The 24,983-nt window shown below is 60.4% G+C and carries 26 protein-coding genes and 1 pseudogene; 15 read left to right on the top strand and 12 right to left on the bottom strand.

Going from position 1 to position 24,983, the window contains the following annotated elements:
- Positions 1 to 2 precede the first annotated feature (2 nt).
- Both fahA and maiA read left to right on the top strand, forming a co-directional pair.
- On the top strand, positions 3 to 1,307 hold the full coding sequence (gene fahA, locus EI969_RS08600; RefSeq protein WP_160387082.1) for a fumarylacetoacetase: 1,305 nt from the start codon (positions 3 to 5) through the stop codon (positions 1,305 to 1,307).
- Positions 1,308 to 1,319: 12 nt separating this feature from the next.
- Positions 1,320 to 1,955, top strand: a complete 636-nt coding sequence (maiA, locus tag EI969_RS08605) for a maleylacetoacetate isomerase (protein WP_160387083.1) — start codon at positions 1,320 to 1,322, stop codon at positions 1,953 to 1,955.
- A gap of 99 nt (positions 1,956 to 2,054) precedes the next feature.
- Here the strand turns inward: maiA and EI969_RS08610 are convergent, their stop codons facing one another.
- The gene (locus tag EI969_RS08610) at positions 2,055 to 2,858 is read right to left on the bottom strand and encodes a SirB1 family protein (RefSeq protein WP_160387084.1); all 804 of its coding nucleotides are present in this window, start codon (positions 2,856 to 2,858) and stop codon (positions 2,055 to 2,057) included.
- 15 nt (positions 2,859 to 2,873) lie between these two features.
- Between EI969_RS08610 and EI969_RS08615 the strand changes: the two genes are divergently transcribed.
- Positions 2,874 to 3,026, top strand: a complete 153-nt coding sequence (locus EI969_RS08615) for a hypothetical protein (protein ID WP_160387085.1) — start codon at positions 2,874 to 2,876, stop codon at positions 3,024 to 3,026.
- Between the two features lie 15 nt (positions 3,027 to 3,041).
- On the top strand, positions 3,042 to 4,061 hold the full coding sequence (locus EI969_RS08620; protein ID WP_160387086.1) for a Glu/Leu/Phe/Val dehydrogenase: 1,020 nt from the start codon (positions 3,042 to 3,044) through the stop codon (positions 4,059 to 4,061).
- Between the two features lie 186 nt (positions 4,062 to 4,247).
- Here EI969_RS08620 and EI969_RS08625 read toward each other — a convergent pair.
- A pseudogene (locus EI969_RS08625) lies at positions 4,248 to 4,487 on the bottom strand (YebG family protein); the annotation flags it as partial.
- A gap of 276 nt (positions 4,488 to 4,763) precedes the next feature.
- On the opposite strand from EI969_RS08625, the gene EI969_RS08630 reads away from it, so the two are divergent.
- A complete protein-coding gene (locus tag EI969_RS08630; protein WP_008000650.1) occupies positions 4,764 to 5,264 on the top strand; it encodes a phosphate-starvation-inducible protein PsiE in 501 nt (166 codons plus the stop codon).
- Here EI969_RS08630 and EI969_RS08635 read toward each other — a convergent pair.
- On the bottom strand, positions 5,261 to 5,578 hold the full coding sequence (locus EI969_RS08635; protein ID WP_160387088.1) for a DUF3509 domain-containing protein: 318 nt from the start codon (positions 5,576 to 5,578) through the stop codon (positions 5,261 to 5,263). The two genes, EI969_RS08630 and EI969_RS08635, sit on opposite strands and share 4 nt — an antisense overlap.
- 303 nt (positions 5,579 to 5,881) lie before the next feature.
- Complete coding sequence (locus EI969_RS08640; RefSeq protein ID WP_160387089.1) at positions 5,882 to 7,258, bottom strand: L-serine ammonia-lyase; 1,377 nt, start codon at positions 7,256 to 7,258, stop codon at positions 5,882 to 5,884.
- A gap of 135 nt (positions 7,259 to 7,393) precedes the next feature.
- Between EI969_RS08640 and EI969_RS08645 the strand changes: the two genes are divergently transcribed.
- The 5 genes from EI969_RS08645 (at position 7,394) to EI969_RS08665 (ending at position 13,334) form a co-directional block, all read left to right on the top strand.
- Positions 7,394 to 8,341, top strand: coding sequence for a LysR substrate-binding domain-containing protein (locus tag EI969_RS08645; RefSeq protein ID WP_160387090.1), 948 nt, complete (start codon positions 7,394 to 7,396; stop codon positions 8,339 to 8,341).
- A 213-nt stretch (positions 8,342 to 8,554) separates the two neighbouring features.
- Positions 8,555 to 8,962: an HPF/RaiA family ribosome-associated protein gene (locus tag EI969_RS08650; RefSeq protein WP_160387091.1), complete on the top strand. Its 408-nt coding sequence runs from the start codon at positions 8,555 to 8,557 to the stop codon at positions 8,960 to 8,962.
- A gap of 167 nt (positions 8,963 to 9,129) precedes the next feature.
- Entirely contained in the window at positions 9,130 to 9,702 is a 573-nt protein-coding gene (locus EI969_RS08655) for an RNA polymerase sigma factor (protein WP_160387092.1), read from the top strand.
- Positions 9,699 to 10,688, top strand: a complete 990-nt coding sequence (locus EI969_RS08660) for a FecR family protein (RefSeq protein ID WP_160387093.1) — start codon at positions 9,699 to 9,701, stop codon at positions 10,686 to 10,688. The genes EI969_RS08655 and EI969_RS08660 overlap by 4 nt, the downstream gene beginning before the upstream one ends.
- 216 nt (positions 10,689 to 10,904) lie before the next feature.
- The gene (locus EI969_RS08665) at positions 10,905 to 13,334 is read left to right on the top strand and encodes a TonB-dependent receptor (RefSeq protein WP_160387094.1); all 2,430 of its coding nucleotides are present in this window, start codon (positions 10,905 to 10,907) and stop codon (positions 13,332 to 13,334) included.
- Positions 13,335 to 13,403: 69 nt separating this feature from the next.
- Here EI969_RS08665 and EI969_RS08670 read toward each other — a convergent pair whose 3' ends face one another.
- Positions 13,404 to 14,279, bottom strand: coding sequence for a helix-turn-helix domain-containing protein (locus EI969_RS08670; RefSeq protein ID WP_160387095.1), 876 nt, complete (start codon positions 14,277 to 14,279; stop codon positions 13,404 to 13,406).
- 151 nt (positions 14,280 to 14,430) lie between these two features.
- Here EI969_RS08670 and EI969_RS08675 point away from each other — a divergent pair, with 151 nt between their 5' ends.
- On the top strand, positions 14,431 to 15,333 hold the full coding sequence (locus EI969_RS08675; RefSeq protein WP_160387096.1) for a DMT family transporter: 903 nt from the start codon (positions 14,431 to 14,433) through the stop codon (positions 15,331 to 15,333).
- Between the two features lie 6 nt (positions 15,334 to 15,339).
- Here the strand turns inward: EI969_RS08675 and EI969_RS08680 are convergent, their stop codons facing one another.
- Both EI969_RS08680 and EI969_RS08685 read right to left on the bottom strand, forming a co-directional pair.
- Positions 15,340 to 15,849 (bottom strand): DUF2165 family protein, encoded by a 510-nt coding sequence (locus tag EI969_RS08680; protein WP_160387097.1) that lies wholly within the window; start codon positions 15,847 to 15,849, stop codon positions 15,340 to 15,342.
- A 180-nt stretch (positions 15,850 to 16,029) separates the two neighbouring features.
- Complete coding sequence (locus EI969_RS08685; RefSeq protein WP_160387098.1) at positions 16,030 to 17,004, bottom strand: D-glycerate dehydrogenase; 975 nt, start codon at positions 17,002 to 17,004, stop codon at positions 16,030 to 16,032.
- A gap of 193 nt (positions 17,005 to 17,197) precedes the next feature.
- On the opposite strand from EI969_RS08685, the gene EI969_RS08690 reads away from it, so the two are divergent.
- Entirely contained in the window at positions 17,198 to 17,452 is a 255-nt protein-coding gene (locus tag EI969_RS08690; protein WP_160387099.1) for a hypothetical protein, read from the top strand.
- An 82-nt stretch (positions 17,453 to 17,534) separates the two neighbouring features.
- On the opposite strand, the gene EI969_RS08695 is transcribed toward EI969_RS08690, so the two are convergent.
- From EI969_RS08695 to norR, 4 genes are all read right to left on the bottom strand, one after another.
- On the bottom strand, positions 17,535 to 17,861 hold the full coding sequence (locus EI969_RS08695; protein WP_160387100.1) for a hypothetical protein: 327 nt from the start codon (positions 17,859 to 17,861) through the stop codon (positions 17,535 to 17,537).
- Positions 17,862 to 17,943: 82 nt separating this feature from the next.
- Complete coding sequence (locus EI969_RS08700) at positions 17,944 to 18,402, bottom strand: GNAT family N-acetyltransferase (RefSeq protein WP_160387206.1); 459 nt, start codon at positions 18,400 to 18,402, stop codon at positions 17,944 to 17,946.
- 27 nt (positions 18,403 to 18,429) lie between these two features.
- A complete protein-coding gene (locus EI969_RS08705; RefSeq protein WP_160387101.1) occupies positions 18,430 to 19,332 on the bottom strand; it encodes a chemotaxis protein CheV in 903 nt (300 codons plus the stop codon).
- A gap of 209 nt (positions 19,333 to 19,541) precedes the next feature.
- Positions 19,542 to 21,092, bottom strand: coding sequence for a nitric oxide reductase transcriptional regulator NorR (norR, locus tag EI969_RS08710; RefSeq protein ID WP_160387102.1), 1,551 nt, complete (start codon positions 21,090 to 21,092; stop codon positions 19,542 to 19,544).
- A gap of 156 nt (positions 21,093 to 21,248) precedes the next feature.
- Here norR and hmpA point away from each other — a divergent pair, with 156 nt between their 5' ends.
- A complete protein-coding gene (gene hmpA, locus EI969_RS08715) occupies positions 21,249 to 22,430 on the top strand; it encodes an NO-inducible flavohemoprotein (protein ID WP_160387103.1) in 1,182 nt (393 codons plus the stop codon).
- 266 nt (positions 22,431 to 22,696) lie between these two features.
- Positions 22,697 to 23,206, top strand: a complete 510-nt coding sequence (locus tag EI969_RS08720; protein WP_160387104.1) for a disulfide bond formation protein B — start codon at positions 22,697 to 22,699, stop codon at positions 23,204 to 23,206.
- Between the two features lie 552 nt (positions 23,207 to 23,758).
- On the opposite strand, the gene EI969_RS08725 is transcribed toward EI969_RS08720, so the two are convergent.
- Positions 23,759 to 24,019, bottom strand: a complete 261-nt coding sequence (locus EI969_RS08725) for a hypothetical protein (protein WP_160387105.1) — start codon at positions 24,017 to 24,019, stop codon at positions 23,759 to 23,761.
- A 27-nt stretch (positions 24,020 to 24,046) separates the two neighbouring features.
- Here EI969_RS08725 and cyoA point away from each other — a divergent pair, with 27 nt between their 5' ends.
- Positions 24,047 to 24,982: a ubiquinol oxidase subunit II gene (gene cyoA, locus EI969_RS08730; RefSeq protein ID WP_160387106.1), complete on the top strand. Its 936-nt coding sequence runs from the start codon at positions 24,047 to 24,049 to the stop codon at positions 24,980 to 24,982.
- Position 24,983: the final 1 nt, after the last annotated feature.

The following is a 24,983-nucleotide window of genomic DNA, read 5'->3' on the forward strand; positions in this document are numbered from 1 at the left end:
CCATGACGCAGACTTCCATCACTCGCAGCTGGGTTGCATCCGCAAACGACCACGCGGATTTCCCCCTGCAAAACCTTCCGCTGGGCGTGTTCAGCCTCAACGGCTCGGCGCCGCGCAGTGGCGTGGCCATCGGCGAGCATATCTTTGATCTGCAAGCGGCCCTTGAAGCCGGGTTGTTCGATGGCGCTGCGAAAACAGCGGTCGAAGCGACCCGTGGCGGCCAGTTGAATGCCTTTTTTGAACTGGGCCGCGAGGCTCGCGTCGCGTTGCGCGTGCGTTTGCTGGAACTGTTCGCCGAGGGCAGCACCCTGCACGGCAAGATCGAAGCCCAGGGCGCAAAACTGCTGCCGCTGGCGGCGGATTGCGAGATGCACCTGCCGGCGAAAATCAACGACTACACCGACTTCTATGTCGGCATCGAGCACGCGCAGAACGTCGGCAAACTGTTCCGCCCGGACAATCCGCTGCTGCCGAACTACAAGTACGTACCCATCGGCTATCACGGTCGCGCGTCGACCATTCGCCCGTCCGGTACCGATGTGCGCCGTCCGAAAGGCCAGACCTTGCCGGCCGGTCAAACCGAACCGACCTTCGGCCCTTGCGCGCGCCTGGACTATGAACTGGAACTGGGCATCTGGATCGGCCAGGGCAACGACATGGGCGACTCGATCGCCATTGGCGACGCCGCCGATCACATCGCCGGTTTCTGCCTGCTCAACGACTGGTCGGCACGGGACATCCAGGCCTGGGAATACCAGCCGCTGGGTCCGTTCCTGTCGAAAAGCTTCATCACCAGCATCTCGCCGTGGGTCGTCACCGCCGAAGCGCTGGAGCCGTTCCGTCGTGCCCAGCCCGCGCGCCCCGAAGGTGATCCGCAGCCGCTGCCGTACCTGCTCGACAAGCGCGATCAGGCCGCTGGCGCATTCGACATCGAACTGGAAGTGCTGCTGCTCACCGAGGTCATGCGCGAACAAAACCTGCCAGCCCATCGCCTGACCCTGAGCAACACCGGGCACATGTACTGGACCGTGGCGCAAATGGTCGCGCACCACAGCGTCAATGGTTGCCAGTTGCAGGCCGGTGACTTATTCGGCTCGGGCACCTTGTCGGGGCCGGAGAACGGTCAGTTCGGCAGTCTGCTGGAAATCACCGAGGGCGGTAAAAAGCCGATCGAACTGGCCTCGGGCGAGGTGCGCAAGTTCCTCGAAGACGGTGACGAAATCATCCTGCGCGCACGTTGCCGCCGCGACGGGTTTGCGTCCATCGGCTTCGGCGAATGCCGCGGCAAAGTGCTGCCGGCACGCTGAGAGGAGCGGGGCATGGAACTCTATACCTACTACCGTTCGACGTCTTCGTACCGGGTGCGAATCGCGCTGGCGCTCAAGGGCCTGGATTATCAATCCGTGCCCGTGAACCTGATCGCGCCGCAGGGCGGCGAGCATCGGCAGCCGCCTTACCTGGGCATCAATCCACAGGGCCGCGTGCCGGCCTTGCGCACCGATGAAGGCGAGTTGCTGATCCAGTCTCCCGCGATCATCGAGTACCTGGAGGAACGTTATCCACAGGTGCCACTGCTGTCCAAAGACCTGGCTGCCCGTGCTCACGAGCGCGGCGTAGCGGCGGTGATCGGCTGCGATGTGCACCCGCTGCACAACGTCAGTGTGCTCAATCGGCTGCGCCAGTCGGGCCACGACGAACCGCAGGTGGTGGAGTGGATCGGCCACTGGGTTGGCCAAGGCCTGGCCACGGTGGAGCAGTTGATCGGTGATGACGGTTACTGTTTCGGTCCCGAGCCAGGGTTGGCGGATGTCTACCTGATCCCGCAGCTGTACGCGGCAGAACGTTTCAATGTTTCCCTTGAGGCTTATCCGCGCATCCGGCGAGTGGCGGCATTGGCGGCGACGCACCCGGCGTTCATCGAGGCGCATCCGGCGAACCAGCCAGACACGCCATGAAATCTGTAGGAGCCGGCTTGCCGACGATAAACGATAACGCGGCCATTAAGAAAAACCGCGGCGTTCTGATCGCCAGCAAGCCGGCTCCTACAGTGCGAGTCAGTGAACGATTGAATTCGGCGGCAGATGGCCTAGCCGTTCCGTCAGGCGAATGCGCTGGATCGGATCGTCGCTGAGCAGCAATGCGTGCTCCAGGTCAAAACGCTCGGCGTTCGGGCAGTCCAGGCGTTGGTACAGGCTGGCCCGGGCCAGATAGTCGGAAGTGCTGGCGTTGCCCAGTTCGAGGACGCGATCGGCGTCGATCAAGGCGTTGATGAAATCGTCGTGGGACAGGTACAACTGGCGCAGGTTGCGCGACAGCCGTTGCAGCATCTGCCCCGGTTCGGCAGTTGCCAGATGCTCGGCGCTGAGCTTCATGTTCGGGCCGTATTGGCGGTGCAGCAGTTCCCGGCAATCATTGGGATAAAGGCGACGGCCGCCGCAAGGGTCGAGCAAGTGATCGGCGCCCGGCACCCGTAGCAGGAAATGCCCGGGGAAGTTGACCCCGACCATGGGAATCTCCAGGCTCCTGGCCAATTCCAGCGCAATCAGTCCCAGCGTCAAGGGTTGCCCGCGTCGGCGCTGCAGTACCTTGTCGAGCAGTGCCACTTGCGGGCGCAAGGGTGTGAAGTCGTCCTGGGCGAAGCCAAGATCGTTCATGCGCCGCAGCAGCGGCTGGGCCAGTTCACTGACCGGCAGCATCGGCAAACCGCCACTGACCCGTTGTTGCAACTCCTGGAAATCGGCCAGCAGCGCTTGCGGCTTCACTTCGCTGTCATGTTCGGCTGCAATCCATAGCGCCGCCTCGAACAGCGCGGGCGGTGAACGTTGCAGGCAGGTGAAAAACGATTGGCGCGGGGTCATCGGAATCTCCGGGCAATGCCTCGTTTTAGCCCCCTCTCCGGCATTCGTCCAGTGCTGCAAAAGGGCGATCCCGGGTTATTTCCGAAAGCCTGCATCGGTGGCGTGCTTATTCCGGTGCGCTTCTGCAATTTTTGGGCGCAAGCCTATACTGGCGTCTACAAGAAGTGATTCGGGAGCCTTACGATGTTCGCTCTCATGCAAAGTACTCGCCTTGAATCGCTGCATCTGAGCGTTGACCCGGTCACCGGGTTGAAGGCGGTCATTGCCATTCATAACAGCCGACTGGGGCCTGCCCTGGGTGGCTGTCGTTACCTTGCCTATCCCAACGACGAATCCGCGGTCGAGGACGCCGTGCGCCTGGCCCAGGGCATGAGCTACAAGGCTGCGCTGGCCGGCCTGGCCCAGGGCGGCGGCGTGGCGGTGATCGTGCGCCCGGCCCATGTGGAAAACCGGGCGGCACTGTTCGAAGCCTTCGGACGTTGCATCGAACAGCTCGAAGGCCGTTACATCACCGCCATCGACAGCGGCACTTCCGTGGCGGACATGGATTGCATCGCTCAACAGACCCAGCATGTCACCAGCACCACTTCAGCCGGTGACCCTGCGCCACACGCGGCGATGGGCGTGTTCACCGGCATCCGCAGTACCGCCATAGCGCGGCTCGGCAGCGATAACCTCGAAGGCCTGCGGGTGGCCATTCAAGGATTGGGCAATGTCGGCTATGCCCTGGCCGAACAACTGCACGCCGCCGGTGCCGAACTGCTGGTCAGCGACATCGATCACGGCAAGGTGCAACTGGCGATGGAACAACTCGGCGCGCATCCGATTGCCAACGATGCGCTGCTCAGCACACCTTGCGACATACTCGCGCCTTGCGGGCTGGGCGGTGTGCTCAACAGCCATACCGTGTCGCAATTGCGTTGCTCGGCGGTGGCCGGCTCGGCCAACAATCAGCTGACACATCTGGACGTCGCCGACCAGCTGGAACGGCGCGGCATCCTGTACGCGCCCGATTACGTGATCAACGCCGGCGGACTGATCTACGTGTCACTCAAGCATCGCGGCGAAGAACTCTCGACCATCACAGCGCACCTGTCGAAAATCAGCTCGCGCCTGACCGAGGTGTTCGCCCACGCCCAGGCGGAAAAACGCTCCCCGGCACGGGTGGCCGATGAGTTGGCGGAGAAAGCGCTGTACCGGTGAATGTGTTGAGTTTTCCACAGGCATGAAAAAGGCCCTGAGCCATTCGACTCAGGGCCTGTTCAATTTGCGTCTTGCTTACTTGGCGGCTTTGGGAGCCTTCGCAGGTTTGACCGGGGCAATCGGCTCGGCGGCTTCAACGACCTCGGCCACAGCAACGGGTTCTGCGACTTCTACCGGTGCGCTGAGCAGTTCGGACAGGGCGTCCGGCTGGCTCTTGAACGCCTTGGCGAACACATCGCGATTTTTCGCCATGTAGATCCCGGCTTCTTCCACCTGCTGCTCGGTCAGGGACGGAACGGCTTTTTGCAACACTTCAGCCAGCAATTCGGCCAACTCGAGCATTTTGTCATGACGGTCAGCTTCGGCTTTATCCATGAACAAGCGCTCCAGATCTCGGCTGCTGCGGTATACCACTTCGACGGCCATTCACCACCTCACATGCCTTCACATTGGTTGTCGATTTCGACTACTGTATCTATATACAGCTAAAGAATAAGCGAAACCCTGTCTTTTGGGTAGTGGCTTTTTAATGTAGACCGGTTTCGGCATTTGTCAGGCGAGGCGCTGCACAGGTGCGACCAAACGCCACGGCGCGTAATCCAGAGCGGCTCGCCATCATGGGCTGGCCTTTTTTCTGCATGCAGAAAAACCGTCACGTCCAACCCGCATCATCCGGTCGAACCGACCTAAGGAAGCAGCATCGTGAAAATCAACTGGGCCGAAAAACTGCGGCAGAACGTGCATGAACTGGCCGAGTCACTGGGCAATCTGTTCGTCGAAACCTTTCACTACCTGGCGCTGTTCGCCATTGGTGCGGTGACCGCGTGGGCGGCGGTGATGGAGTTTCTCGGGATGATCGAGGAGGGGCACATCAAGATCGATGACATCTTGCTGCTGTTCATCTACCTGGAGCTGGGTGCGATGGTCGGGATTTATTTCAAGACCAACCACATGCCCGTGCGCTTCCTGATCTACGTGGCAATCACCGCGCTGACGCGGCTGCTGATTTCCAACGTATCGCACCACAACCCGCCGGACCTGGGGATCATCTACCTGTGCGGCGGGATTCTGCTGCTGGCGTTTGCGATCCTGGTGGTGCGTTACGCTTCGTCGCAATTTCCTTCGGTGAAGATCGAGAACCCACACCGCAAGACAGGTGCGGGCTCCAGTGAACACCCGGAAGTGGAAAAGGGCGAACTTTAAAGTCCCATGGCGGGTCGGGGACGGCCACTGGGTGATGGTGGCGGCAGGCTGCGCGTGCCGTCGTCGGTCATGGCTTCGAGGATGGCCACGGCGCTGTGGCCCTGTTCGATGGCAATGCCGAATTGAATGCTTTGCACCAGTCGCTTGAGACGTTGCGGGTCATTGCGCTGTTCGGCGCTGATCATGCGTTTGGCCACTATGCGGCCACTGTTGGAAAGGGTCAGCATGATGTTGCCGTCCAGGCCCTGGATGCTCAGGTTGATCTGGTAATCCGCTGCAAAGGCATCGGTAATGAGCTGGAAAGGGTTGTCCATGATGCGTCACCGCCTGATTGAACGTGCAGTTGTTGACCGGCCGTGATCGGGTTGGTTCGCAATGCCAGACCACCGGCCATCTCGCCATCATTGTTCCAGTCAGGATGTAGCAAGGGGCATGCCGAGAAAATTGTCGGACAAAAAACAAACTCTGTAGGAGCGAACCTGTTCGCGATGGTCGTCAACGATAACGCGTAAACCCAGACACCCACGGTGCCTTCTGGTTTTTCGCGAGCAGGCTCGCTCCTACAGGGGGTTTCTGCACGTTTCAGGGCAATAACGGCGGGCGTGCAACCAAAACGGTCAGCATTCGACCCAGTTCACCGCCAGTCCGCCTCGTGATGTTTCCTTGTACTTGTCGTGCATGTCGGCACCGGTGTCGCGCATGGTGCGGATCACCCGATCCAGGGAAATGAAATGCTGGCCGTTGCCGCGCAGGGCCATTTGCGTGGCGTTGATGGCTTTCACCGCGGCGATCGCGTTGCGTTCGATACACGGCACCTGCACCAGGCCGCCAACCGGGTCGCAGGTGAGGCCGAGGTTGTGCTCCAGACCGATTTCGGCGGCGTTTTCCAGTTGCTCCGGGGTTGCGCCAAGCACCTCTGCCAAGCCCGCGGCGGCCATGGCGCAGGCAGAACCGACTTCACCCTGGCAGCCGACTTCGGCCCCGGAGATCGAAGCGTTTTTCTTGCACAGGATGCCCACCGCCGCTGCGCCCAGGAAGAACGCGACCACGTCGTCGTCAGACGCATCGGCATTGAATTTCATGTAGTAGTGCAGCACCGCCGGAATGATCCCCGCCGCGCCGTTGGTCGGTGCCGTGACCATACGCCCGCCGGCCGCGTTTTCTTCGTTGACCGCCAGGGCGTACAGGTTGACCCATTCCATCGCCGACAATGTGGACGTAATCACATTCGGCTTGCCGATTTCCTGCAGGCTGCGATGCAGTTTCGCTGCTCGGCGTGGAACATTCAGACCGCCGGGCAGAATACCTTCGTGGCGCAAGCCTTGCTCGACGCATTCGCGCATCACCGACCAGATGTGCAACAGGCCCTGGCGGATGTCTGCATCACTGCGCCATGCCCGCTCGTTGGCCATCATCAGTTCACTGACCCGCAGTCCGTGCTCGTTGCACAGTTTGAGCAGTTCGGCGGCGCTGGAGAAGTCGTAAGGCAGCACAACATCGCCGGCCGGTGCGATCCCGGATTCGGCTTCGGCCGCCTCGATGATGAAGCCGCCCCCTACCGAGTAATAGGTTTGCTCGAACAGTTCGCCGGTTTCGCCGAAGGCTGTCAGGGACATGGCATTGGGGTGGTAGGGCAGGCTCTCGTCGAGCAGCAGGAGATCGCTTTGCCAGTCGAAGGCAATTTGCGCAATGCCTGCCAGACACAACCTGCCGGTTTCGCGCAGGGCATGAATGCGGCTGTCGATGCTGGTGGGGTCGATGCTGTCCGGCCACTCGCCCATCAGGCCCATGACGCAGGCGCGGTCCGTCGCGTGGCCGACGCCGGTTGCTGACAGTGAACCGTAAAGGCGGATTTGCACACGTCGCACCTCAACCAGAAAACCCTGATCGACCAGCGCTTGGGCAAAGGTTGCGGCAGCGCGCATCGGACCGACGGTATGGGAACTGGACGGGCCGATGCCGACTTTGAAGAGATCGAAAACACTGATAGCCATGCTAAAGCCTGCACAAGTAATGGAAGAGGAATCGCCGCCATTTTTGTAGGACAAGCGCAATTTCAGCGATACTGCCCGTCAAGGTCCTACGTGACCAACGAAACTTCCTAAGACATCCTTTAGCAGGACTAAACGATGAGTCGTCAATTACACGCCCAGACCTATGTCTGGCTGAACGTGTTTGCCTGTGCCGCGCGACACCTGTCGTTCACCCGCTGCGCCGAAGAGCTGCACATCACACCGGGAGCCGTCAGCCAACAGATCCGCCAGTTGGAGGAGCGCCTGGGCTTTCGCCTTTTTCACCGCCGTGCCCGTGGAGTGGAACTGAGCGCTGAGGGGCAACGCCTGGCCATGACCGTCAACGAGGCCTTTGGCAGCATCGATGCGGAATTGCGGCGCCTGGACGCGGGCATGATCAGCGGGATTCTGCGGGTGCGTTCGATTCCGTCGTTCCTGAGCAAATGGCTGACGCCGCGCCTGCCGCGTTTGCAGCAGCGTTTTCCGGACATCCAGTTGCGCCTGGTGGCCGAGGACAGCAGCGTGCCGTTGCACGAAGGCGACTTCGACCTGGCGATCGACCTGAACGACGGCAGCTACCCCGGCCTGTTATCCACAGCCTTGCTCGATGAACAGATTTTCCCGGTGTGCGCGCCGGGTCTGTTGCGTGGTCGCCCGCCGCTGCACGGTCCGGCAGACCTGATGCACTTTCCCTTGCTGCACGACATCACCGCCTGGCGCGGCAGCTACGAGTACGCGGAGTGGGAGTTTTACCTCAACGCCATCGGCTTCGAGGGCGCAGATGTGCGACGCGGGCATACCTTCAATCGCAATCACCTGACGATCGAAGCGGCCATTGCCGGAATGGGGGTGGCGATTGCCCGGCGAACGCTGCTCAACGATGAGCTGGAACGCGGCGCCTTGATCGTGCCTTTCGGCTTGGCGGTGCCCAATCACAAGCGCTACATGCTGCTGTACGCACCGGGGGCATTGAGCCATCCGGGTGTGCGCGCAGTGCACGACTGGCTGGTGGAGGAGGCGGCTGCCTTTCGCAGCTTGCACCCGTTGGGGGAGCGTCAAATGTGAGCAATTATTACGTAAGAGCAGGGCGACCCAACTCCCGACCTTAACAGCGCTTTTGCTCGTTGTCCGGTTTTTTTGCGTAGGAAAAATTATCTTTTTTCAGGGGTTGAATTGTTCAGCGTACAGACCGATTGTGTAAGTAAGAGGTCACGGTGATGACGCCCAAGGGCTTAGCTGACCGGCCTCTCGCGAGCTAGCTGAAATAAGGGATGAACTATGCAAATCCAAGTCAATAGCGATAACCATATTCAAGGCAGTAAACGACTGGAGGAGTGGGTACGTACGACCATTGAGAGCACGCTCGAACGCTACGAAGAGGACCTGACACGCGTCGAGGTTCACCTGCGGGACGAGAACGGCGACAAGCCCGGTCCCCACGACATGCGCTGCCAACTGGAGGCGCGGCCAAAAGGCCATCAACCGGTTTCCGTCACCCATAAAGCCTCCACCATGGAGCAGGCGATCGACGGAGCGGCCACCAAACTTGAACATGCGCTGGAGCATATGTTCGGCAAATTACGCGGCAAACGAGCCAATGTGGTGCCCCTCGAGAGTGGCGCCCATGCCGACCAGCTGCTGGAAGAAGAGTTTCTGGAAAACGAACAGGCTGCGCTTAACGGCTGACACCTGATTCACTGTTTACCTTCCCATGAAAACGGGCCTGCATTGCAGGCCCGTTTTGTTTTCGCCCGATCCTTTTGCATATGAGAATGTTTATCATTAATATTGCGGCCTTTCCGGCCCCCTGACGCTGTCGTGGCTTCACCGGTTTTCAGGTCGAAACGTGAACGATGATCACTCTGCCCCCCGAGCCCCACGATATCGAACGCGATCAACACCGCGGCGACCGTGCGCATTTTCTCCAGGTATTTCTCTCCCAGCGTTCGCAAATGGAGGCGCTGGTGAGTCGTCGCGTCGGTTGCCGGGCGACGGCGGCTGATCTGGTGCAGGATCTGTTCCTGCGGTTCTGGCGGCGGCCGCTGGTGCAGGTCGAGGAGCTCAGCACTTACCTGCTGCGCTGCGCCGGCAACATCGCCATCGACCATTTGCGCAGTGAAGGCACGCGGGTCCGCGCCAGTGAAGGCTTGATGGTCGAACCGCCGGACAGCCATGGCAGCGGACCGCAAGCGGCGCTGGAGGCGGGCAACGATTTGCGCCACGTGGAAGCTGCATTGCGTGCGCTACCTGAGCGCACGCGGCAGATCTTTTTGCTCAATCGCATTCACGGCCGCAAATACGCCGAGATCGCCAAGGCCATGGGCTTGTCCCAAAGTGCCGTGGAAAAACATATGATGCGCGCCCTCGAAGCCTGCAAGGCCAGCCTTCGGGAACCTGAACCGCGTACGCCAGGGAAAGCACCGTGAACCACTTCGAACGCGTCACCCCGACGCCCGCTCAGGAGCAGGCCGCGCTGGCCTGGCTGAGCCTGTTGCATGACCAGCCAAGCAGCGGTGACCAGGCGACGTTCAGCCAGTGGCTGCAAGCAGACCCCGCCCATGCCGAGGCATATGCCCGGGCGCAGGTCCTGTGGGAGTTGAGCGAAGGTCCGGCGCGCACGCTCGCCGATGAAGAGGCTTTTGCCTTGCAGGGCTATCTCAACGCCATGGACAAGCCGCGGCGCAGTGCGATCGGGCGCTGGTCAGGTGTGCTGGCGATGGCTGCATGCCTGCTGCTCATGATCAGCCTCGGAACCGGCTGGCAGCCCTCGCGCTGGATGGATGACCTGGGTGCGGATTACGTCTCGGCCCCGGGGCAGATTCGCACCGTCACCCTGGCCGACCAGTCGCAGGTGACACTGGATGCCGACAGCGCCATCGCTGTGGATTTCAGTCGCGGCGAACGGCATGTGCAACTGCGCCGCGGCGCCGGGTTTTTCAGCGTCACCCACACCGGCGAGCCATTTGTGGTGGATGCCGAGAAAGGCCAGGCGCGGGTCCTGGGCACGCAGTTCGAGGTCCGTTTGCAGCCCCATGGCGCGCAGGTCACGGTGTTGTCCGGACGGGTGGGCGTGACGGCGGAGCAGCACGCCGAACAGCAAATTCTTACCGCAGGCCAGCAAGTGGCCTACGGCAAAGGCACGGCGGAAAAACTCCACGCGGTGGACAGTGAAGCGCAGCTGGCATGGCGCCAGGGCTGGCTCAATTACTACAAGGCGACGCTGGCCGATGTGGTGAATGACCTGAGCCGCTATTACCCCGGGCGGATCGTGCTGCTCAATGATGAACTGGCGATGCGGCGGGTCAGTGGCAGCTTTCCTAGCAGGAACCCGCAGGCGGTGTTGAGTTCGTTGCAGGGGGTGTTGGGGTTTGAGCAGCATCAGGTGTTGGGGCATCTGATTATTTTGCGTTGAGACGACCGGCCTCTTCGCGAGCAGGCTCGCTCCCACGGGGAAATGCATTCCAAATGTGGGAGCGAGCCTGCTCGCGAAGACGTCGGGTCAGACGCCACTGTTCTTTCAATAAAAATATTTTCAGATTTTTGCTGAGGTAAACCCGATCGCCATCCGTGTAGTGACTGAAACTGCGAGTCATTCGCATCCGTTGCGGTTCTACACAGGTCATGAGCAATGAAGTCCAGGGCAAAATCGGGTTCGGTCAAACAATGGTTGAGTGTGTCTGTCTTGAGCTTTTCGGCATTGGCGTTGCTGCCATTGAGCGTGGCGCTGGCCGCCGAGGCCGGCAGCAACCAGTCGCGTACCCAGTTCAGCTTCTCCCTGGCCGCCAAACCTCTGCCCCAGGCCCTGAGTGATTTCAGCCGGGTGACCGGCATCAGCGTCGTCTACACCGATGAAGCGCCGTACGGCCTCAATGCGCCGGCGGTCAATGGCCAGATGAGCGCCGAACAGGCCCTGCAACGCTTGCTTAGCGGCTCGGGATTGACGTTCCGTCGCACCGACGGCCACACCATGGCGCTGGAACCACGGCCGACCGAGGGTGCGTTGAACCTGGGCGCGACCACCATCACCTCGGTGATGGACGAGTCCATGAGTTACCAGCCGCCACCGACCTCTTCGGTGATGCGCTCTTCGGCACCGATTCAGGAAATCCCGCAGACCATCAATGTCGTGCCGGCCCAGGTCATCCGCGACCAGGCGCCGCGCAATCTCGATGACGCCCTGGCCAATGTCAGCGGCATCACCCAGGCCAACACCCTGGGCAGCACCCAGGATTCGGTGATGGTCCGCGGTTTTGGCGACAACCGTAATGGCTCGATCATGCGCGACGGCATGCCGATCGTGCAGGGCCGTGGCCTCAATGCCAGCGTCGACCGGGTCGAAGTGCTCAAGGGCCCGGCCTCGCTGCTCTACGGCATCCAGGATCCGGGCGGGGTGGTCAACATGGTCAGCAAGAAGCCCGAGCTTGAGCAGTACAACGCACTGACTGCGCGCGCTTCGAGCTATGACGACGGCAAGAACGGCAGCGGCGGCGGCCTCGACAGCACCGGTGCCCTCGGCGATTCCGGGCTGGCCTACCGCATGGTGCTGGACTACGAGGACGAGGATTACTGGCGCAACTACGGTGTGCATCGCGAGAGCCTGATCGCGCCGTCGCTGGCCTGGTACGGCGAAAGCACCAGCCTGCTGTTCTCCTATGAGCACCGCGAGTTCCTCACGCCGTTTGACCGCGGCACGTTGATCGACCCACGGACCAACCATCCGCTGGACATCTCGCGCAACGAGCGTCTCGACGAGCCGTTCAACAACATGGAAGGGCGTTCGGACCTTTATCATTTCGAAGCCGATCACGAACTCAACGACAACTGGAAAGTCCATTTCGGCTACAGCTGGAACCGCGAAACCTACGACGCCAGCCAGGTGCGCGTCACCGCCATCGACACCAAAAAGGGCACCCTGACGCGCAGCATGGACGGCACCCAGAATGCGATCAGCACCGACCGTTTCACCACCGCCAGCCTTGAGGGCAACGTCAATTTGCTGGGCATGCAGCATGACCTGCTGTTCGGTATCGATGACGAGTACCGCAAGATCTATCGCGAAGACCTTATCCGCCAGAAAAGCCGCACCACCTTCAGCTACGTGAATCCGGTCTATGGCCAGGAAGTGCCGGGTACCACTGTCAGCGCTCCCGACAGCGCACAGACCGATGAGCTGCGCAGCGACTCGATTTTCCTGCAGGACTCCATCCACCTCACCGACCAGTGGATTCTGGTAGCCGGCGCACGCTTCCAGACGTACGACCAGTACGCCGGCAAAGGCGTGCCGTTCCACGCCAACACCGACAGCAACGGGCAGAAATGGGTGCCGCGCGCGGGCCTGGTGTACAAATACACCGATGCCTTGTCGTTCTATGGCACCTACACCGAGTCGTTCAAACCCAACTCGACGATCGCGCCATTGAGCGGCAGCAGTACCGTGCTTGACGGCGGCATCGCGCCGGAAGAAGCCAAGTCCTGGGAGCTGGGGGCCAAGCTTGATCTGCCGGGCCGCGTCACTGGCAACATCGCGCTGTTCGACATCAAGAAGCGCAACGTGCTGGTGGCCAACGCCGAAGGCCCGACCACGATTTACAGTGCCGCCGGCGAAGTGCGTTCCCGTGGCCTGGAAGTGGACCTGAGCGGTCAGTTGACGGATCGCTGGAGCATGATCGGCAGCTACGCCTACACCGATGCCGAAGTCACCGAAGACCCGGATTACAAAGGCAACCAGTTGCAGAATGTGGCGAAGAACAGCGGCTCGCTGTCGGCGGTCTACGACTTCGGCACCCTTGTCGGTGGCGATCAGCTGCGGGTCGGCGCCGGCGCGCGTTATGTGGGTGAGCGCGCGGGCAACGCGGTGAACGATTTCGACCTGCCGAGCTATTCCGTGGCCGATGTGTTCGCCACCTACGACACCAGGGTCGAAGGGCAGAAGGTCAAGTTCCAGCTCAATGTGAAGAACCTGTTCGATCGTACCTACTACACCTCGGCGGCGAGCCGGTTCTTTGTGTCGATGGGGGATTCGCGGCAGGTGACGTTGTCGAGCACCTTGGAGTTTTGACGACTGTTTCTCCCTGTGGGAGCGAGCTTGCTCGCGATGGCGGCCTGAAGGCCGCCGAAAATCCCGCGCCTAGCGCACAAACGCCTGGCGATATTCGCCGGGCGTTCCACCCAGGGCCTGGCGAAACCGGTTGGTAAAATGGCTGGCGCTGGAGAACCCGCAGGCCAGCGCAATCTCCCCCAGCGGCTGCGAGGTCGTGCGCAGCAACTCCCGCGCCCGGTTCAGGCGCCGCGCCAGCACGTACTGGTGGGGCGGCAAGCCGAAGCTCTCGCGGAACATCCGCGCGAAGTGGTATTCCGACAAGGCGCACAACGCCGCCAGTTGACCGAGGCTGATGGCGTCGTCCAGATGGCTGTCGATGAACTCCACCAGATGCCGGCGCTGATGCGCAGCCAACCCGCCCTTGAGGCGCAGGTCGGGGCGTACATTGACTTGGCTGAGCAGGGCATGGCTGAGCAATTCGTGCGCCAGGCTGCTGGTGAGCAAACGTTCGCCCGGCTCGCCCCAGTTCAAGCTGATCAACCGTCGAAAGCGCAGCGCCTGCTGCGCATCGTCAAGAAAAGTCTGCTCGCGCAGCTGCATTTCCCGCGGCTCACGATCAAGCAGGGTGACGCAGCCGAGGGCAAATTGTTCAGGGCTGAAATACAGGTGAGCCAGGCGAATGTCGCCGTTGATCACCCAGCCTGACTGGTGACCGGCCGGCAGGATGCACAGTTTGTCCGGGCCGCCCTTGGTCGCGGGCTGATCGCGCCGGAAGGTGCCGGTGCCGCCGGCAATGTAACAGGACAACGTATGGTGGCTGGGCGCTTCGTATTCCTGGGCGTCGTGGTGATTGCTCCACAAAGCGGCAGACAAGCCGTCCCCAAGCTCGGCGCTGTGCTCGAGGCGAGCATTCGGCGAGCGGTTGAGGGCTTGAAAGACTTGTAGGTTATCCAGTGCAGCCATGATCGTTGTTCTCTGACACCTGCATGCAACGCCTTGCATCCTACTCCGTGGACGTGCGCCTGCCAGCCTGTCGCCAGACAAAAGCGCAAGTTTATGCAAGTGCATCCCGGCGTGGCGCCGGACACTGGGTGCCTATCGAGGAGCCTTTGCCATGAACCTTTCTTTGTACCTGTTGACCGTGCTGATCTGGGGCACCACCTGGATTGCCTTGAAATGGCAACTGGGGGTGGTGGCGATTCCTGTGTCGATCGTCTATCGCTTCGGCCTCGCCGCACTGGTGCTGTTCGTGATCTTGCTGCTCAGCCGACGCCTGCAAGTGATGAACCGTCGCGGACACCTTATCTGCCTGGCTCAGGGTTTGTGCCTGTTCTGCGTCAACTTCATGTGCTTCCTCACCGCGAGCCAGTGGATCCCCAGCGGTCTGGTGGCCGTGGTGTTTTCCACCGCCACGCTGTGGAATGCCCTCAATGCACGAGTGTTCTTCGGTCAGAGAATCGCCCGCAATGTGCTGATGGGCGGGGCGCTGGGCCTGCTGGGGCTGGGGCTGCTGTTCTGGCCGGAACTGGCCGGGCATGCCGCCAGCCCGGAAACCTTGCTCGGTCTCGCTCTGGCCCTGTGCGGCACTTTGTGTTTCTCGGCGGGCAACATGCTCTCGAGCCTGCAACAGAAGGCCGGTCTCAAGCCATTGACCACCAATGCCTGGGGCATGGCCTACGGGGCGGCAATGCTCTCGGTGTGGTGCCTGGCCAAAGGCATTCCCTTCGACATGGAAATGAGCGTGCGTTACATCGGGTCACTGTTGTACCTGGTGATTCCAGGGTCGGTGATCGGTTTTACTGCCTACCTGACATTGGTCGGTCGCATGGGGCCGGAGCGCGCGGCCTATTGCACGGTACTGTTTCCGGTGGTGGCGCTGAATGTCTCGGCGTTTGCCGAAGGTTACCAGTGGACCGCTCCGGCACTGGCGGGGCTGGTAATGGTCATGCTGGGTAATGTGCTGGTGTTTCGCAAACCCAGGGCGAGTGCCGGTCCGGTGGCGGGCAAGCTGGCCTGAAACTGTTCAGGTATCCTTTGCCGCCAACAGATAAATAATACCGAAGAACATGTATTGAATTTGGATTTGTGCCCAGTAAAGGGCGTTGGCCTGTTTGGAATACTCTAAGTCAAACCATTCGTTTAGTATGATGATGTAAAAGGTCTGATATGTAAAAATGGCTGTAATAAAGCCGCTTATGGCAAATTTCTTGGCTTCATAGAACTCGCTTCGTGATCCGTCGAGTTTACGGTAGAGTTGATAGGATCCAACTATGAAGCTACATGTGAATATGGTCTCGAGTGTGATCAGAGCCCAGTAGAAACGGTGGTGAACCAAAGGTGAGCTGATGGCGCGGTAACGGCGGGAATCATTGCCTATGGTGTCGCTCATGCCGAGAATTCGCCCGATATACTCGGCGTAGGCGGTGTAGTCGGTAAAATTGTTGATAAGGGTCGTTATACCGAATAATGCCGCAATGAAGACAATTATTAATTTGCTCCGCCTTACCATGCAGGCAGTGGTTAAATAGCTCATGCAGGATGCTCTCCGAATGTACGGTTGATACGTTCTTGTTTTTCGGAGTTTATAGCTGTTTAGATGTAGTGGGGGTAAAGAGTGCTTTGCGAGTTATGTCGCTTGATATAAGGGGTTGATGGAAAGTTGTTTAAGGTTTTATATAAAGTGGCACGCCAATGAAGACGTGCCGTTGTTCAATCAGGCTTTCCATACCTGCGGATTGACCAGATCCTGCGGTCGCTCACCCAGCAAGGCACTGCGCAAGTTGGCCAGGGCACGGTTGGCCATGGCATCGCGGGTCTCATGGGTGGCCGAGCCGATGTGCGGCAGGGTCACTGCATTTTTCAACTGGAACAGTGGCGACTCGGCCAACGGTTCTTTTTCGTATACGTCCAGGCCGGCCCCACGAATGCGGTTGTTTTGCAGCGCTTCGATCAGCGCCGGTTCATCCACCACCGGACCACGGGCGATATTCACCAGAATGGCGCCTGGCTTCATCAGCGCCAGTTCGCGATGGCTGATCAGGTGTTTGGTTTTCTCGCTGAGCGGCACCACCAGGCAGACGAAATCAGCTTCGGCCAGCAACTGGTCGAGGCTGCGGTATTGCGCGCCGAGTTCCTGTTCCAGCTCGGTCTTGCGGCTGTTACCGCTGTAGATGACCGGCATGTTGAAGCCCAGACGACCGCGTCGGGCAATGGCGGCACCGATGTTGCCCATGCCGACGATACCCAGCGTCTTGCCATGCACATCACAACCGAACAGCGGCGCACCGACAGTGGCCTGCCATTGCCCGGCCTTGGTCCAGGCGTCCAGTTCGGCGACGCGACGGGCGCTGCTCATCAATAGTGCAAACGCCAGGTCGGCGGTGCTTTCGGTGAGCACATCCGGGGTGTTGGTCAGCATGATCCCGCGCTCGTTGAAGTAAGCGAGATCATAGTTGTCGTAGCCCACCGAGACGCTGGACACCACTTCCAGCCTGGTGGCGTTTTCCAATTGGGCGCGACCGAGTTTTCGACCGACGCCGATCAGGCCGTGGGCGTGGGGTAGGGCTTCGTTGAACTGGGCATTGATGTCGCCGTTTTTCGGATTCGGCACGATGACGTCGAAATCCTCTTGCAGGCGTTCGACCATGGCCGGGGTGACGCGGCTGAAAGCCAGGACAGTCTTTTTCATGGGGGCGGACTCGTGGGGCGGTGAAGAATGATGAGCACGCTAACATTCTTCGCGGGATTTGTGCGAGTCGCCAGACGGTCAATGCAAGCTTGCAGCTTGCGGTGCTTCATCCAGTTATACTGCCGCACTTCTTAGACTGTGGCATGCGGCTCGCTCACCGGGCCCGACACTTCATGCATCACCCGGAGCTTTCATGACTTCCCCGAAACAATCGCCGGTCGCGGACGCCTGCGACGTACAGGCAGAGCTGCCAGACAGCGTCGACTCCAGTGCCGATAGCGAAACCAAAGCCGAGATCCCGTCGTTCAAGTTCCCGTTCAAGCCGGGTGAACTGGCCGCCGCCAAGGGCTCGAACCAGCCGTGGTACAAGAACGGCGCCAAGAACGGCCACACCAAGACGCCGGGCATGGCACCGCCGGGGACTCGTCGGTCGATGGGCAAGCGCTGAGATTTCATCAGCGCGGACTCTGATCAGCCGTCTTCGCGAGCAAGCCCGCTCCCACACTTGTTCAGAGCACGTCATGCGCCACTCAGTTGGCCTTGCCGGTCGGGCGGATGGAGTCCCATTCGGTGACGTACGCGGTTTTGTTGTTCTTTTTGTAGAGGCACAGCTCGGTGCCTTGTGCGCCTTTCATGTGCTTTTGCGGGTACTGGCCCTGGAGCAGGAGCGCGGTGTAGCCGACCCGGTCATCGAACTGCGCGGCGTTGCCCACGGGTTTGGCGTCTTTCAGGCCGCTGGCCTTGGTGCAGCTGGCGAGTACGGCTTTGTCGTAGTTTGCCCAGGCGTCGGGGCTGGAGGCATGGGCCTGGGCGGTGAGGGCGGTGAGGCAGAGAATAGTCAGGGTTGCTGCTTTCATGGTTCAGGCATCCTTGGTGCTGTGACCGAAAGGTAAGTATGCCTGAAGGTTTTGAAGTGGTTGTGCCGGCCCCATCGTCGTGTCAGAGCGGAACCGGCTCCCGGCGGACGGCGTACATCCCGACGCTTTCATACAAGCGCCGCGCGCGAAGGTTGTCTTCACGCACTTTGAGGTCGACGAAACCTTCACGTCGCTGCTCGAACACCTTGAATGCCTGGAGCAATAACGCTCGCCCCAGTCCCCGCCCCTGAAACCGCGGGTGCACCACCAGATTCTTGATATAGGCACTGGTCCAGCACTGACACACCCCCACCACTTCTGCGCCTTCCAGGGCAATGAAGCACAGGGCCGGGTCATATTCCGGATCGGTTTCGAACTGGCGTTGCCACATTTCCAGCGCGGCTACGCGCCCGCCGCCGTCGAGATAACCGAACTCCATCACGCGGTGCACGGCTGCGCCCAGTTCAGGGCGATATTCGCTAAGTTGCAGGCCGGCTGGCCATTCGGAGGACGGCACGACGACAGACAGGTCGCGCCGCATCAGCCAGCAGTAATCTTCGGTCAACACTCAATAACCTTGTTCGGCGACAGCCTTGGCCGCGGTGATCAGACACTGGGTCAGTTCCGGCGAAGAGAACTTGGTCAGCACCGCGTTCGCCCCCGCCAGTCGTGCTTTCTCGGCGTTCATCGCACTGTCCAGTGAGGTGTGCAGCAGTACATAAAGATGCGCGAAGTCCGGGGTTTCCCGCAGGGTGCGGGTGAAGGCGTAGCCGTCCATCTCCGACATTTCGATGTCCGAGACGATCAGGTTGATCTGCTGCGCGGTGCCTTGCAGGTCCAGCAGGCAGTCGATGGCTTCCTTGGCGCTGCGGGCCGTATGGCATTGCAGGCCGAGGTTGCGCAGGGTGTGCACCGATTGCTGCAAGGCGACCTGGCTGTCGTCAACCACCAGGATGCGCGCATTGCCGAGCAGTTCGGCGTCTTCCATGCTCAGTTCGGTCGGCGCCATTTCGATTTGTGCCGGGGCAATGCTGTGGATGACTTTTTCGATGTCCAGCACTTGCACCAGGGTGCCATCGACCGACGTCACGCCGGTGATGTAGGCACGCAAACCACCGGAGCCGAATGGCGGCGGGCGGATGTCGGAGGTCAGGCAATGGACGATCTTGCTTACCGCCTGCACGTGCAGGCCCTGCTTGGAGCGGCTGACATCGGTGACGATCAGGCAGCCGCCGTTGGGGTCTTCCAGTGGACGCTCGCCAATGGCGCGGCTGAGGTCGATCACCGACAGCGACGCACCGCGCAGGCTGGCGATGCCTTTGACGTGGGGATGCGACTCCGGCAGTTTGGTCAACGGCGGGCAGGGAATGATCTCGCTGACCTTGAGCAGGTTGATCGCCATCAACTTGCCGCTGCGCAAGGTAAACAGCAGAAGCGAAAGAGAGTCTGCGCGGGCTTTGGTGGAGGACATAGGAACCTTCTCTGGAAAAGGTGGCGGGCGATCACTGGATCGCCAATGACTTCGATGCCGGGTTATCGACTTGTCGGGGGCAGGCTTTAGGGTAAATGACTTGATTGCCCAGCAAATGGTGATCGCACTGTAGGAGCCGGCTTGCTGGCGATGGCGACCTCGAGGACGCTATCGCCGGCAAGCCGGCTCCTACAGCATTCGATGCCGGGTTATTTCATCCCCAACCTTTTGGCCATCCGCCCCAGGTTCGCCCGATCCAAGCCTAGCTCACGGGCCGCGCTTGCCCAGTTGTGGTTGTGCCGCTCCAGGCAGGCACTGATCAGTTGGCGTTGATAGTTCTCCGTGGCCTCGCGCAAGTCGCCGGTCACCGCTTGCGTTACGGCGGCGGCAGGGTGTTCGGCGGCGGCTTCAACGCTGGCATTGGGCAAGTCCAGGTCGGCGGCGCTCAAACTGAGAATCTTTGGCCGTTCCTTGCAGTTGCCCAGTGCTTTCAAGGCACTGCGGCCGATCAGGTGTTCAAGCTCGCGCACGTTGCCGGGCCAGTCGTAGGCCAGGAGCGCGGTCTGGGCGTCGCTGTTCAGGCGCAGGCTGTTGAGGCCCATGCGCGAGCGGTTCTGCTCCAGGAAGTAGCCGCTGAGCAGCAGTACATCGCGGCCGCGATCGCGCAGGGCCGGGACCCGCAGCGGGTAAACGCTGAGGCGATGGTAGAAGTCGGCGCGGTAACGGCCGCTGCGTACTTCTTCGGCGAGGTCGCGGTTGGTCGCGGCGATCAGGCGCACATCGACCTGATGCTCCTTGTCCGACCCCAGTCGCTGCAGTTGACCGCTCTGCAACACCCGCAGCAACTTGGCCTGCACGGTCAGCGACAGCTCACCGACTTCATCGAGAAACAGCGTGCCGCCATTGGCCAGTTCGAACTTGCCGCGACGGTCGTTCATCGCTCCGGTGAAGGCGCCACGGACATGGCCGAACAGCTCGCTTTCCACCAGGGTATCGGGCAGCGCGGCGCAGTTGAGGCTGATGATCGGTTTGTCGGCGCGGGGCGAGGCGGCATGGATGGCCTGGGCCACCAACTCCTTGCCGACCCCGGTTTCGCCGGTGATCAGCACGGTCAGGTCGCTGCCGCCCACCAGGCTGATTTCTTCGACCAGACGTTTGTGGGCCTTGCTCTGGCCGATCATCTCGCGGTTCTGCTGGCCGCTGGCCTGGCGGTACACCTCGGCACGTTGATGTTCGTCTTCGACCCGGTTGTTCAAGCGCTCGATGCGTTCGGCGGCGTTGACCGTGGCGGCCGCGAGGCTGGCGAAGGCTTGCAGGGCATCCAGTTCGATCGGTTCGAAGCGCTCGGGGTCGAGGGCGTCGAGAGTCAGCAGACCCCATGGGCGCTCGTCGATGAACAAGGGGCAACCCATGCAGTCGTGGACTTCCAGGTGGTCATCGAGGCCATCGACCAGACCGTCATAGGGGTCGGGCAAGTCGCTGTCGGCAGCGAAACGGGTCGGGCCGGGGCTGCTGAGCAGCGCTTCAAAACGCGGGTGCTCGCTGACCTTGAAGCGCCGGCCGAGGGTGTCGGTACTCAAGCCGTCGACGGCCAGCGGCACCAGCCATTCACCGTCGAGGCGCAGCAGGGCGGCGGCGTCGCACGGCAGCAGCGCGCGCATGGCTTCCAGCAGACGGCGATAACGCTCGCCCTCGGGCAGTTCGCGGGACAGGTCGGAGACCAGGGGCAGCAGGGCGGTGAGCAGGGATTTTGCAGTCATAGTGACTCCATGTAGTCGGTATGACTATAAGTCAGAGGGTGTCCAAATGACTATTAAGTTATTAACTTATTGATTTATAACGATTAAATAGTTGGCATGGAAGCTGATAGGCATAGGGTAATCCGTTAGCAACCCAAGAAGACCAGGAGTCACCTTATGCTGAGCGCTCAAGACCGTGCCATCGTCAAATCCACCGTGCCGCTGCTTGAAAGCGGTGGTGAGGCGCTGATCACGCACTTCTACCGAATGATGCTCTCCGAATACCCGCAAGTGCGCCCGCTGTTCAACCAGGCCCACCAGGCCAGCGGTGATCAGCCGCGCGCCTTGGCCAACGGCGTATTGATGTATGCGCGCCATATCGACCAACTCGACCAGTTGGGCGACCTGGTGGCCAAGATCATCAACAAGCACGTGGCCCTGCAGATCCTCCCGGAACACTACCCGATTGTCGGCAGCTGCCTGCTGCGGGCTATCGCCGAAGTGCTCGGCGAAGAGATCGCCACCCCGCAAGTGATCGCAGCCTGGGGCGCGGCCTACGGCCAACTGGCGGACATCCTGATCGGTGCCGAAACCAGCATCTACGACCAGAAGGAGCAGGCACCGGGCGGCTGGCGCGGGGCGCGGGAATTTATCGTGGCCGGCAAGGTGGAGGAGAGCGCCGAGATCACTTCGTTCTACTTTGAACCTGCGGACAAAGGCCCGATCCTGACGGCAGAGCCCGGCCAGTACATCGGTATGAAACTGATCCTCGATGGTGAAGAGATCCGTCGCAACTACTCGCTGTCGGCGCTGGCGAACAACGGCCAGTATCGCATCAGCGTCAAACGCGAGGACGGTGGCCGCGCATCCAACTTCCTGCATGACCAGTTGCATGTCGGCGCCAGCATCCAGCTGTTCCCGCCATCGGGCGAGTTCGTCCTGACCGCCAGCGACAAGCCACTGGTGCTGATCAGTGGCGGCGTCGGCATCACCCCGACCCTGGCGATGCTCGAAGCGGCGCTGGAGACCCAGCGGCCGGTGCACTTCATCCACTGCGCGCGCAACGGCAGCGTCCATGCCTTCCGCGACTGGATCGATGGCCTGGCCGAGCGTCACCCGCAGCTCAAGCGCTTCTACTGCTACGCCGAAGATGACGGCGTGAGCCCGGCGGCGCACAAGGTCGGTTTGTTGAGCCAGCAGCAGTTGAATGCATGGCTGCCGGAGCAGCGTGATCTGGATGCTTACTTCCTGGGGCCGAAAGGTTTCATGGCAGCGATCAAGCGTCACCTCAAAGACCTGGGTGTGCCGGAGAAGCAAAGCCGCTATGAGTTCTTCGGGCCGGCTGCGGCGTTGGAGTAAGACCGAGGCGGCTTCATCGCGGGCAAGCCACGCTCCCACAGGTTTTGTGTCGTTCACATCAATCTGGATTGACACAAATCCTGTGGGAGCGGGCTTGCCCGCGATTGCTTCACCTCGGTCTTGATTTGAAAAAACACCAGAAAGTTAATCCCTCCTTAACCGCCTTATCGTCTATTCCCCCGAATCCCCCTCACACGCTCCAGGCTCTCAAAGGTCCGGGCCAGCGTGTAGACTGGCGGGCAATCGAAATCTTCAAGGGAAACGCGATGAGCGATGAATCCATGCGGTTGGGGCGTGAACGGCGCTACCTGGTATTGTTGGGCATCATTTGCCTGGCGTTGATCGGCGGCGCGCTGTACATGCAAATCGTTCTGGGCGAAGCACCTTGCCCGCTGTGCATCCTGCAACGTTATGCGTTGCTGCTGATCGCGATCTTCGCCTTCATCGGTGCGGCCATGCGCAACCGTCGCAGCATCACGGTGTTCGAAGCGCTGGTGGTGATCTGCGCACTGGCAGGCGTCGGCGTTGCCGGGCATCACGTGTATACGCAGTTCTATCCGGCGGTCAGCTGTGGCATCGATGTGCTGCAACCGATTGTCGATGACTTGCCGCTGGCGAAGATCTTCCCGCTGGGTTTCCAGGTCGACGGTTTCTGCTCTACGCCGTACCCGCCGATCCTCGGCCTGTCGCTGGCGCAGTGGGCGCTGGTCGCCTTCGTGCTGATCGTGGTGCTGGTGCCGTTGCTGACCTCGCGTAACCGCAAAGCGCTGCGCTGAGGTCGTCTGTCGCCACGTATTGTCGGACAAAAAAAGCCCCGGTCCTCCCAGAGAAGGCCGGGGCTTTTTTTGTCTTGCCGGGCGCATTTCAGGCACCAGGTAAAAAGACCGTGATGTGCGACAGCCAAGGGTGCGACACGTGTGCGACATGTTGTCACAGAGCCGGTGTCGCAGGGCGTTCGAGGAAGGCGAATTGGTGCATGGAAACGTAACGAAATTGGACTGTTTTAAAGGCTTGCGGTTTTTTCCGTTGCGAACCCGAACAGGCAGTTTTAACAGGCTCTGGCGAATGGCCAGAGCCCCCGTCATATCGGGCTTCGGGCAAGGTAAACGCAAGCAGGCAGGGGCAGGATACTGTCTGAACTGCGGGTGGAAGGCCTACTTATTTTGGTGTTTTTGTTGAGAATCAATTTCGATAAGATGCGCCACTTTTGCGAAAACGGTTAATGATTGTTGCTGGTTCGGATAAAAATTATTTCGGGATGAGACATGGTTTATAGATCGCTACCTATCTACAATCGCCCGCACTGAATTCCCGACACTGCTCAAATCTTAACCAGATATGAGCGGAAACAGGGTGTCGAGAGGTCTGGTGGCTTCATGCGATGCCCAGGTGTCGGAGCCTCCAACTTTCCGCACCAAATGGAATTGGTCTGTAACAAGGCCTTTGACCACGAATTCGAATAAGAACTCACCGCAGGCCCGGGATTTGTCGCACAGCGTCTGACGCTCGACGGGCATGCCCTTATTCAATCCAAGAAAAATGCCAACCCTTGGCAGGGTGAAGTGTTGGCGATCAAAACCCAACTGCATTGCGCAAGCTGCTTTAGAGGTCGTGAGATGAGTAAAAACAGGTACCCCAGACTACTAGGCTTATTGCCGCTGATCGGCACGCTGTTGCTGTCAGGCTGCAACATGACCTTGCTCAATCCCAAGGGCCAGGTAGGTCTGGATGAGCGAAACCTGATCATCACCGCAACGCTGCTGATGCTGTTGGTCGTGGTGCCGGTCATCGTCATGACCTTCCTGTTCGCCTGGAAATACCGCGCGTCCAACACCAACGCCACCTACACGCCGAAATGGAACCACTCCACCAAGATTGAAATCGCGGTGTGGGCTGTTCCGGTGCTGATCATCATTGCCCTGGGTTATGTCACCTACAAGTCGACCCACGCTCTGGACCCGTACAAGCCGCTGGAATCCGACGTCAAGCCTGTGACCATCGAAGTGGTCGCGCTTGACTGGAAGTGGCTGTTCATCTACCCGGAACAAGGCATCGCCACGGTCAACAAGATCGTGTTCCCGGCGCACACGCCAATCAACTTCAAGATCACCTCCGACGCCGTGATGAACTCCTTCTTCATCCCTGCCCTGGGCGGCCAGATCTACGCGATGGCGGGCATGCAGACCAAGCTGCACCTGATCGCCAACGAGAACGCTGAAATGGACGGTATCTCCGCCAACTACAGCGGCGCTGGTTTCACCGGCATGAAATTCAAAGCGATCGCAACTTCCCAGGAAGATTTCGACGCCTGGGTAAGCGAAGTCAAAAAGGCACCTAAACAGCTTGAACAAGCTGAGTACGCAGCCCTTGCCAAGCAGAGCCAGAACAACCCAGTCGAGCTCTACTCCTCGGTCACGCCGAACCTGTTCCAGACCATCGTCGACAAGTACGAAGGCATGAAACCAGGTCCGAAAGTGAAGCACGAGAAGAAAGAGAAAGAAGTGGCCGCTACGGACATGGATTCGCATTCAGCTGCCGGGGCAGAGGAGTAAA

The sequence above is a fragment of the Pseudomonas sp. PB101 genome, from assembly GCF_009764265.1.
Taxonomy (GTDB): Bacteria; Pseudomonadota; Gammaproteobacteria; order Pseudomonadales; family Pseudomonadaceae; genus Aquipseudomonas.

What these genes read in the sequence shown, in the direction of transcription:
- EI969_RS08680 (WP_160387097.1), bottom strand. Translation starts at nt 15,849, where the DNA reads ATGAGCTATTTAACCACTGCCTGCATGGTAAGGCGGAGCAAATTAATA.
- EI969_RS08620 (WP_160387086.1), top strand. Translation starts at nt 3,042, where the DNA reads ATGTTCGCTCTCATGCAAAGTACTCGCCTTGAATCGCTGCATCTGAGC.
- EI969_RS08720 (WP_160387104.1), top strand. Translation starts at nt 22,697, where the DNA reads ATGAGCGATGAATCCATGCGGTTGGGGCGTGAACGGCGCTACCTGGTA.
- EI969_RS08695 (WP_160387100.1), bottom strand. Translation starts at nt 17,861, where the DNA reads ATGAAAGCAGCAACCCTGACTATTCTCTGCCTCACCGCCCTCACCGCC.
- fahA (WP_160387082.1), top strand. Translation starts at nt 3, where the DNA reads ATGACGCAGACTTCCATCACTCGCAGCTGGGTTGCATCCGCAAACGAC.
- EI969_RS08650 (WP_160387091.1), top strand. Translation starts at nt 8,555, where the DNA reads ATGCAAATCCAAGTCAATAGCGATAACCATATTCAAGGCAGTAAACGA.
- norR (WP_160387102.1), bottom strand. Translation starts at nt 21,092, where the DNA reads ATGACTGCAAAATCCCTGCTCACCGCCCTGCTGCCCCTGGTCTCCGAC.
- EI969_RS08685 (WP_160387098.1), bottom strand. Translation starts at nt 17,004, where the DNA reads ATGAAAAAGACTGTCCTGGCTTTCAGCCGCGTCACCCCGGCCATGGTC.
- EI969_RS08690 (WP_160387099.1), top strand. Translation starts at nt 17,198, where the DNA reads ATGACTTCCCCGAAACAATCGCCGGTCGCGGACGCCTGCGACGTACAG.
- EI969_RS08640 (WP_160387089.1), bottom strand. Translation starts at nt 7,258, where the DNA reads ATGGCTATCAGTGTTTTCGATCTCTTCAAAGTCGGCATCGGCCCGTCC.
- maiA (WP_160387083.1), top strand. Translation starts at nt 1,320, where the DNA reads ATGGAACTCTATACCTACTACCGTTCGACGTCTTCGTACCGGGTGCGA.
- EI969_RS08665 (WP_160387094.1), top strand. Translation starts at nt 10,905, where the DNA reads ATGAAGTCCAGGGCAAAATCGGGTTCGGTCAAACAATGGTTGAGTGTG.
- cyoA (WP_160387106.1), top strand. Translation starts at nt 24,047, where the DNA reads ATGAGTAAAAACAGGTACCCCAGACTACTAGGCTTATTGCCGCTGATC.
- hmpA (WP_160387103.1), top strand. Translation starts at nt 21,249, where the DNA reads ATGCTGAGCGCTCAAGACCGTGCCATCGTCAAATCCACCGTGCCGCTG.
- EI969_RS08705 (WP_160387101.1), bottom strand. Translation starts at nt 19,332, where the DNA reads ATGTCCTCCACCAAAGCCCGCGCAGACTCTCTTTCGCTTCTGCTGTTT.
- EI969_RS08655 (WP_160387092.1), top strand. Translation starts at nt 9,130, where the DNA reads ATGATCACTCTGCCCCCCGAGCCCCACGATATCGAACGCGATCAACAC.
- EI969_RS08675 (WP_160387096.1), top strand. Translation starts at nt 14,431, where the DNA reads ATGAACCTTTCTTTGTACCTGTTGACCGTGCTGATCTGGGGCACCACC.
- EI969_RS08700 (WP_160387206.1), bottom strand. Translation starts at nt 18,402, where the DNA reads ATGCGGCGCGACCTGTCTGTCGTCGTGCCGTCCTCCGAATGGCCAGCC.
- EI969_RS08615 (WP_160387085.1), top strand. Translation starts at nt 2,874, where the DNA reads ATGCCTCGTTTTAGCCCCCTCTCCGGCATTCGTCCAGTGCTGCAAAAG.
- EI969_RS08725 (WP_160387105.1), bottom strand. Translation starts at nt 24,019, where the DNA reads ATGCAGTTGGGTTTTGATCGCCAACACTTCACCCTGCCAAGGGTTGGC.
- EI969_RS08670 (WP_160387095.1), bottom strand. Translation starts at nt 14,279, where the DNA reads ATGGCTGCACTGGATAACCTACAAGTCTTTCAAGCCCTCAACCGCTCG.
- EI969_RS08645 (WP_160387090.1), top strand. Translation starts at nt 7,394, where the DNA reads ATGAGTCGTCAATTACACGCCCAGACCTATGTCTGGCTGAACGTGTTT.
- EI969_RS08610 (WP_160387084.1), bottom strand. Translation starts at nt 2,858, where the DNA reads ATGACCCCGCGCCAATCGTTTTTCACCTGCCTGCAACGTTCACCGCCC.
- EI969_RS08635 (WP_160387088.1), bottom strand. Translation starts at nt 5,578, where the DNA reads ATGGACAACCCTTTCCAGCTCATTACCGATGCCTTTGCAGCGGATTAC.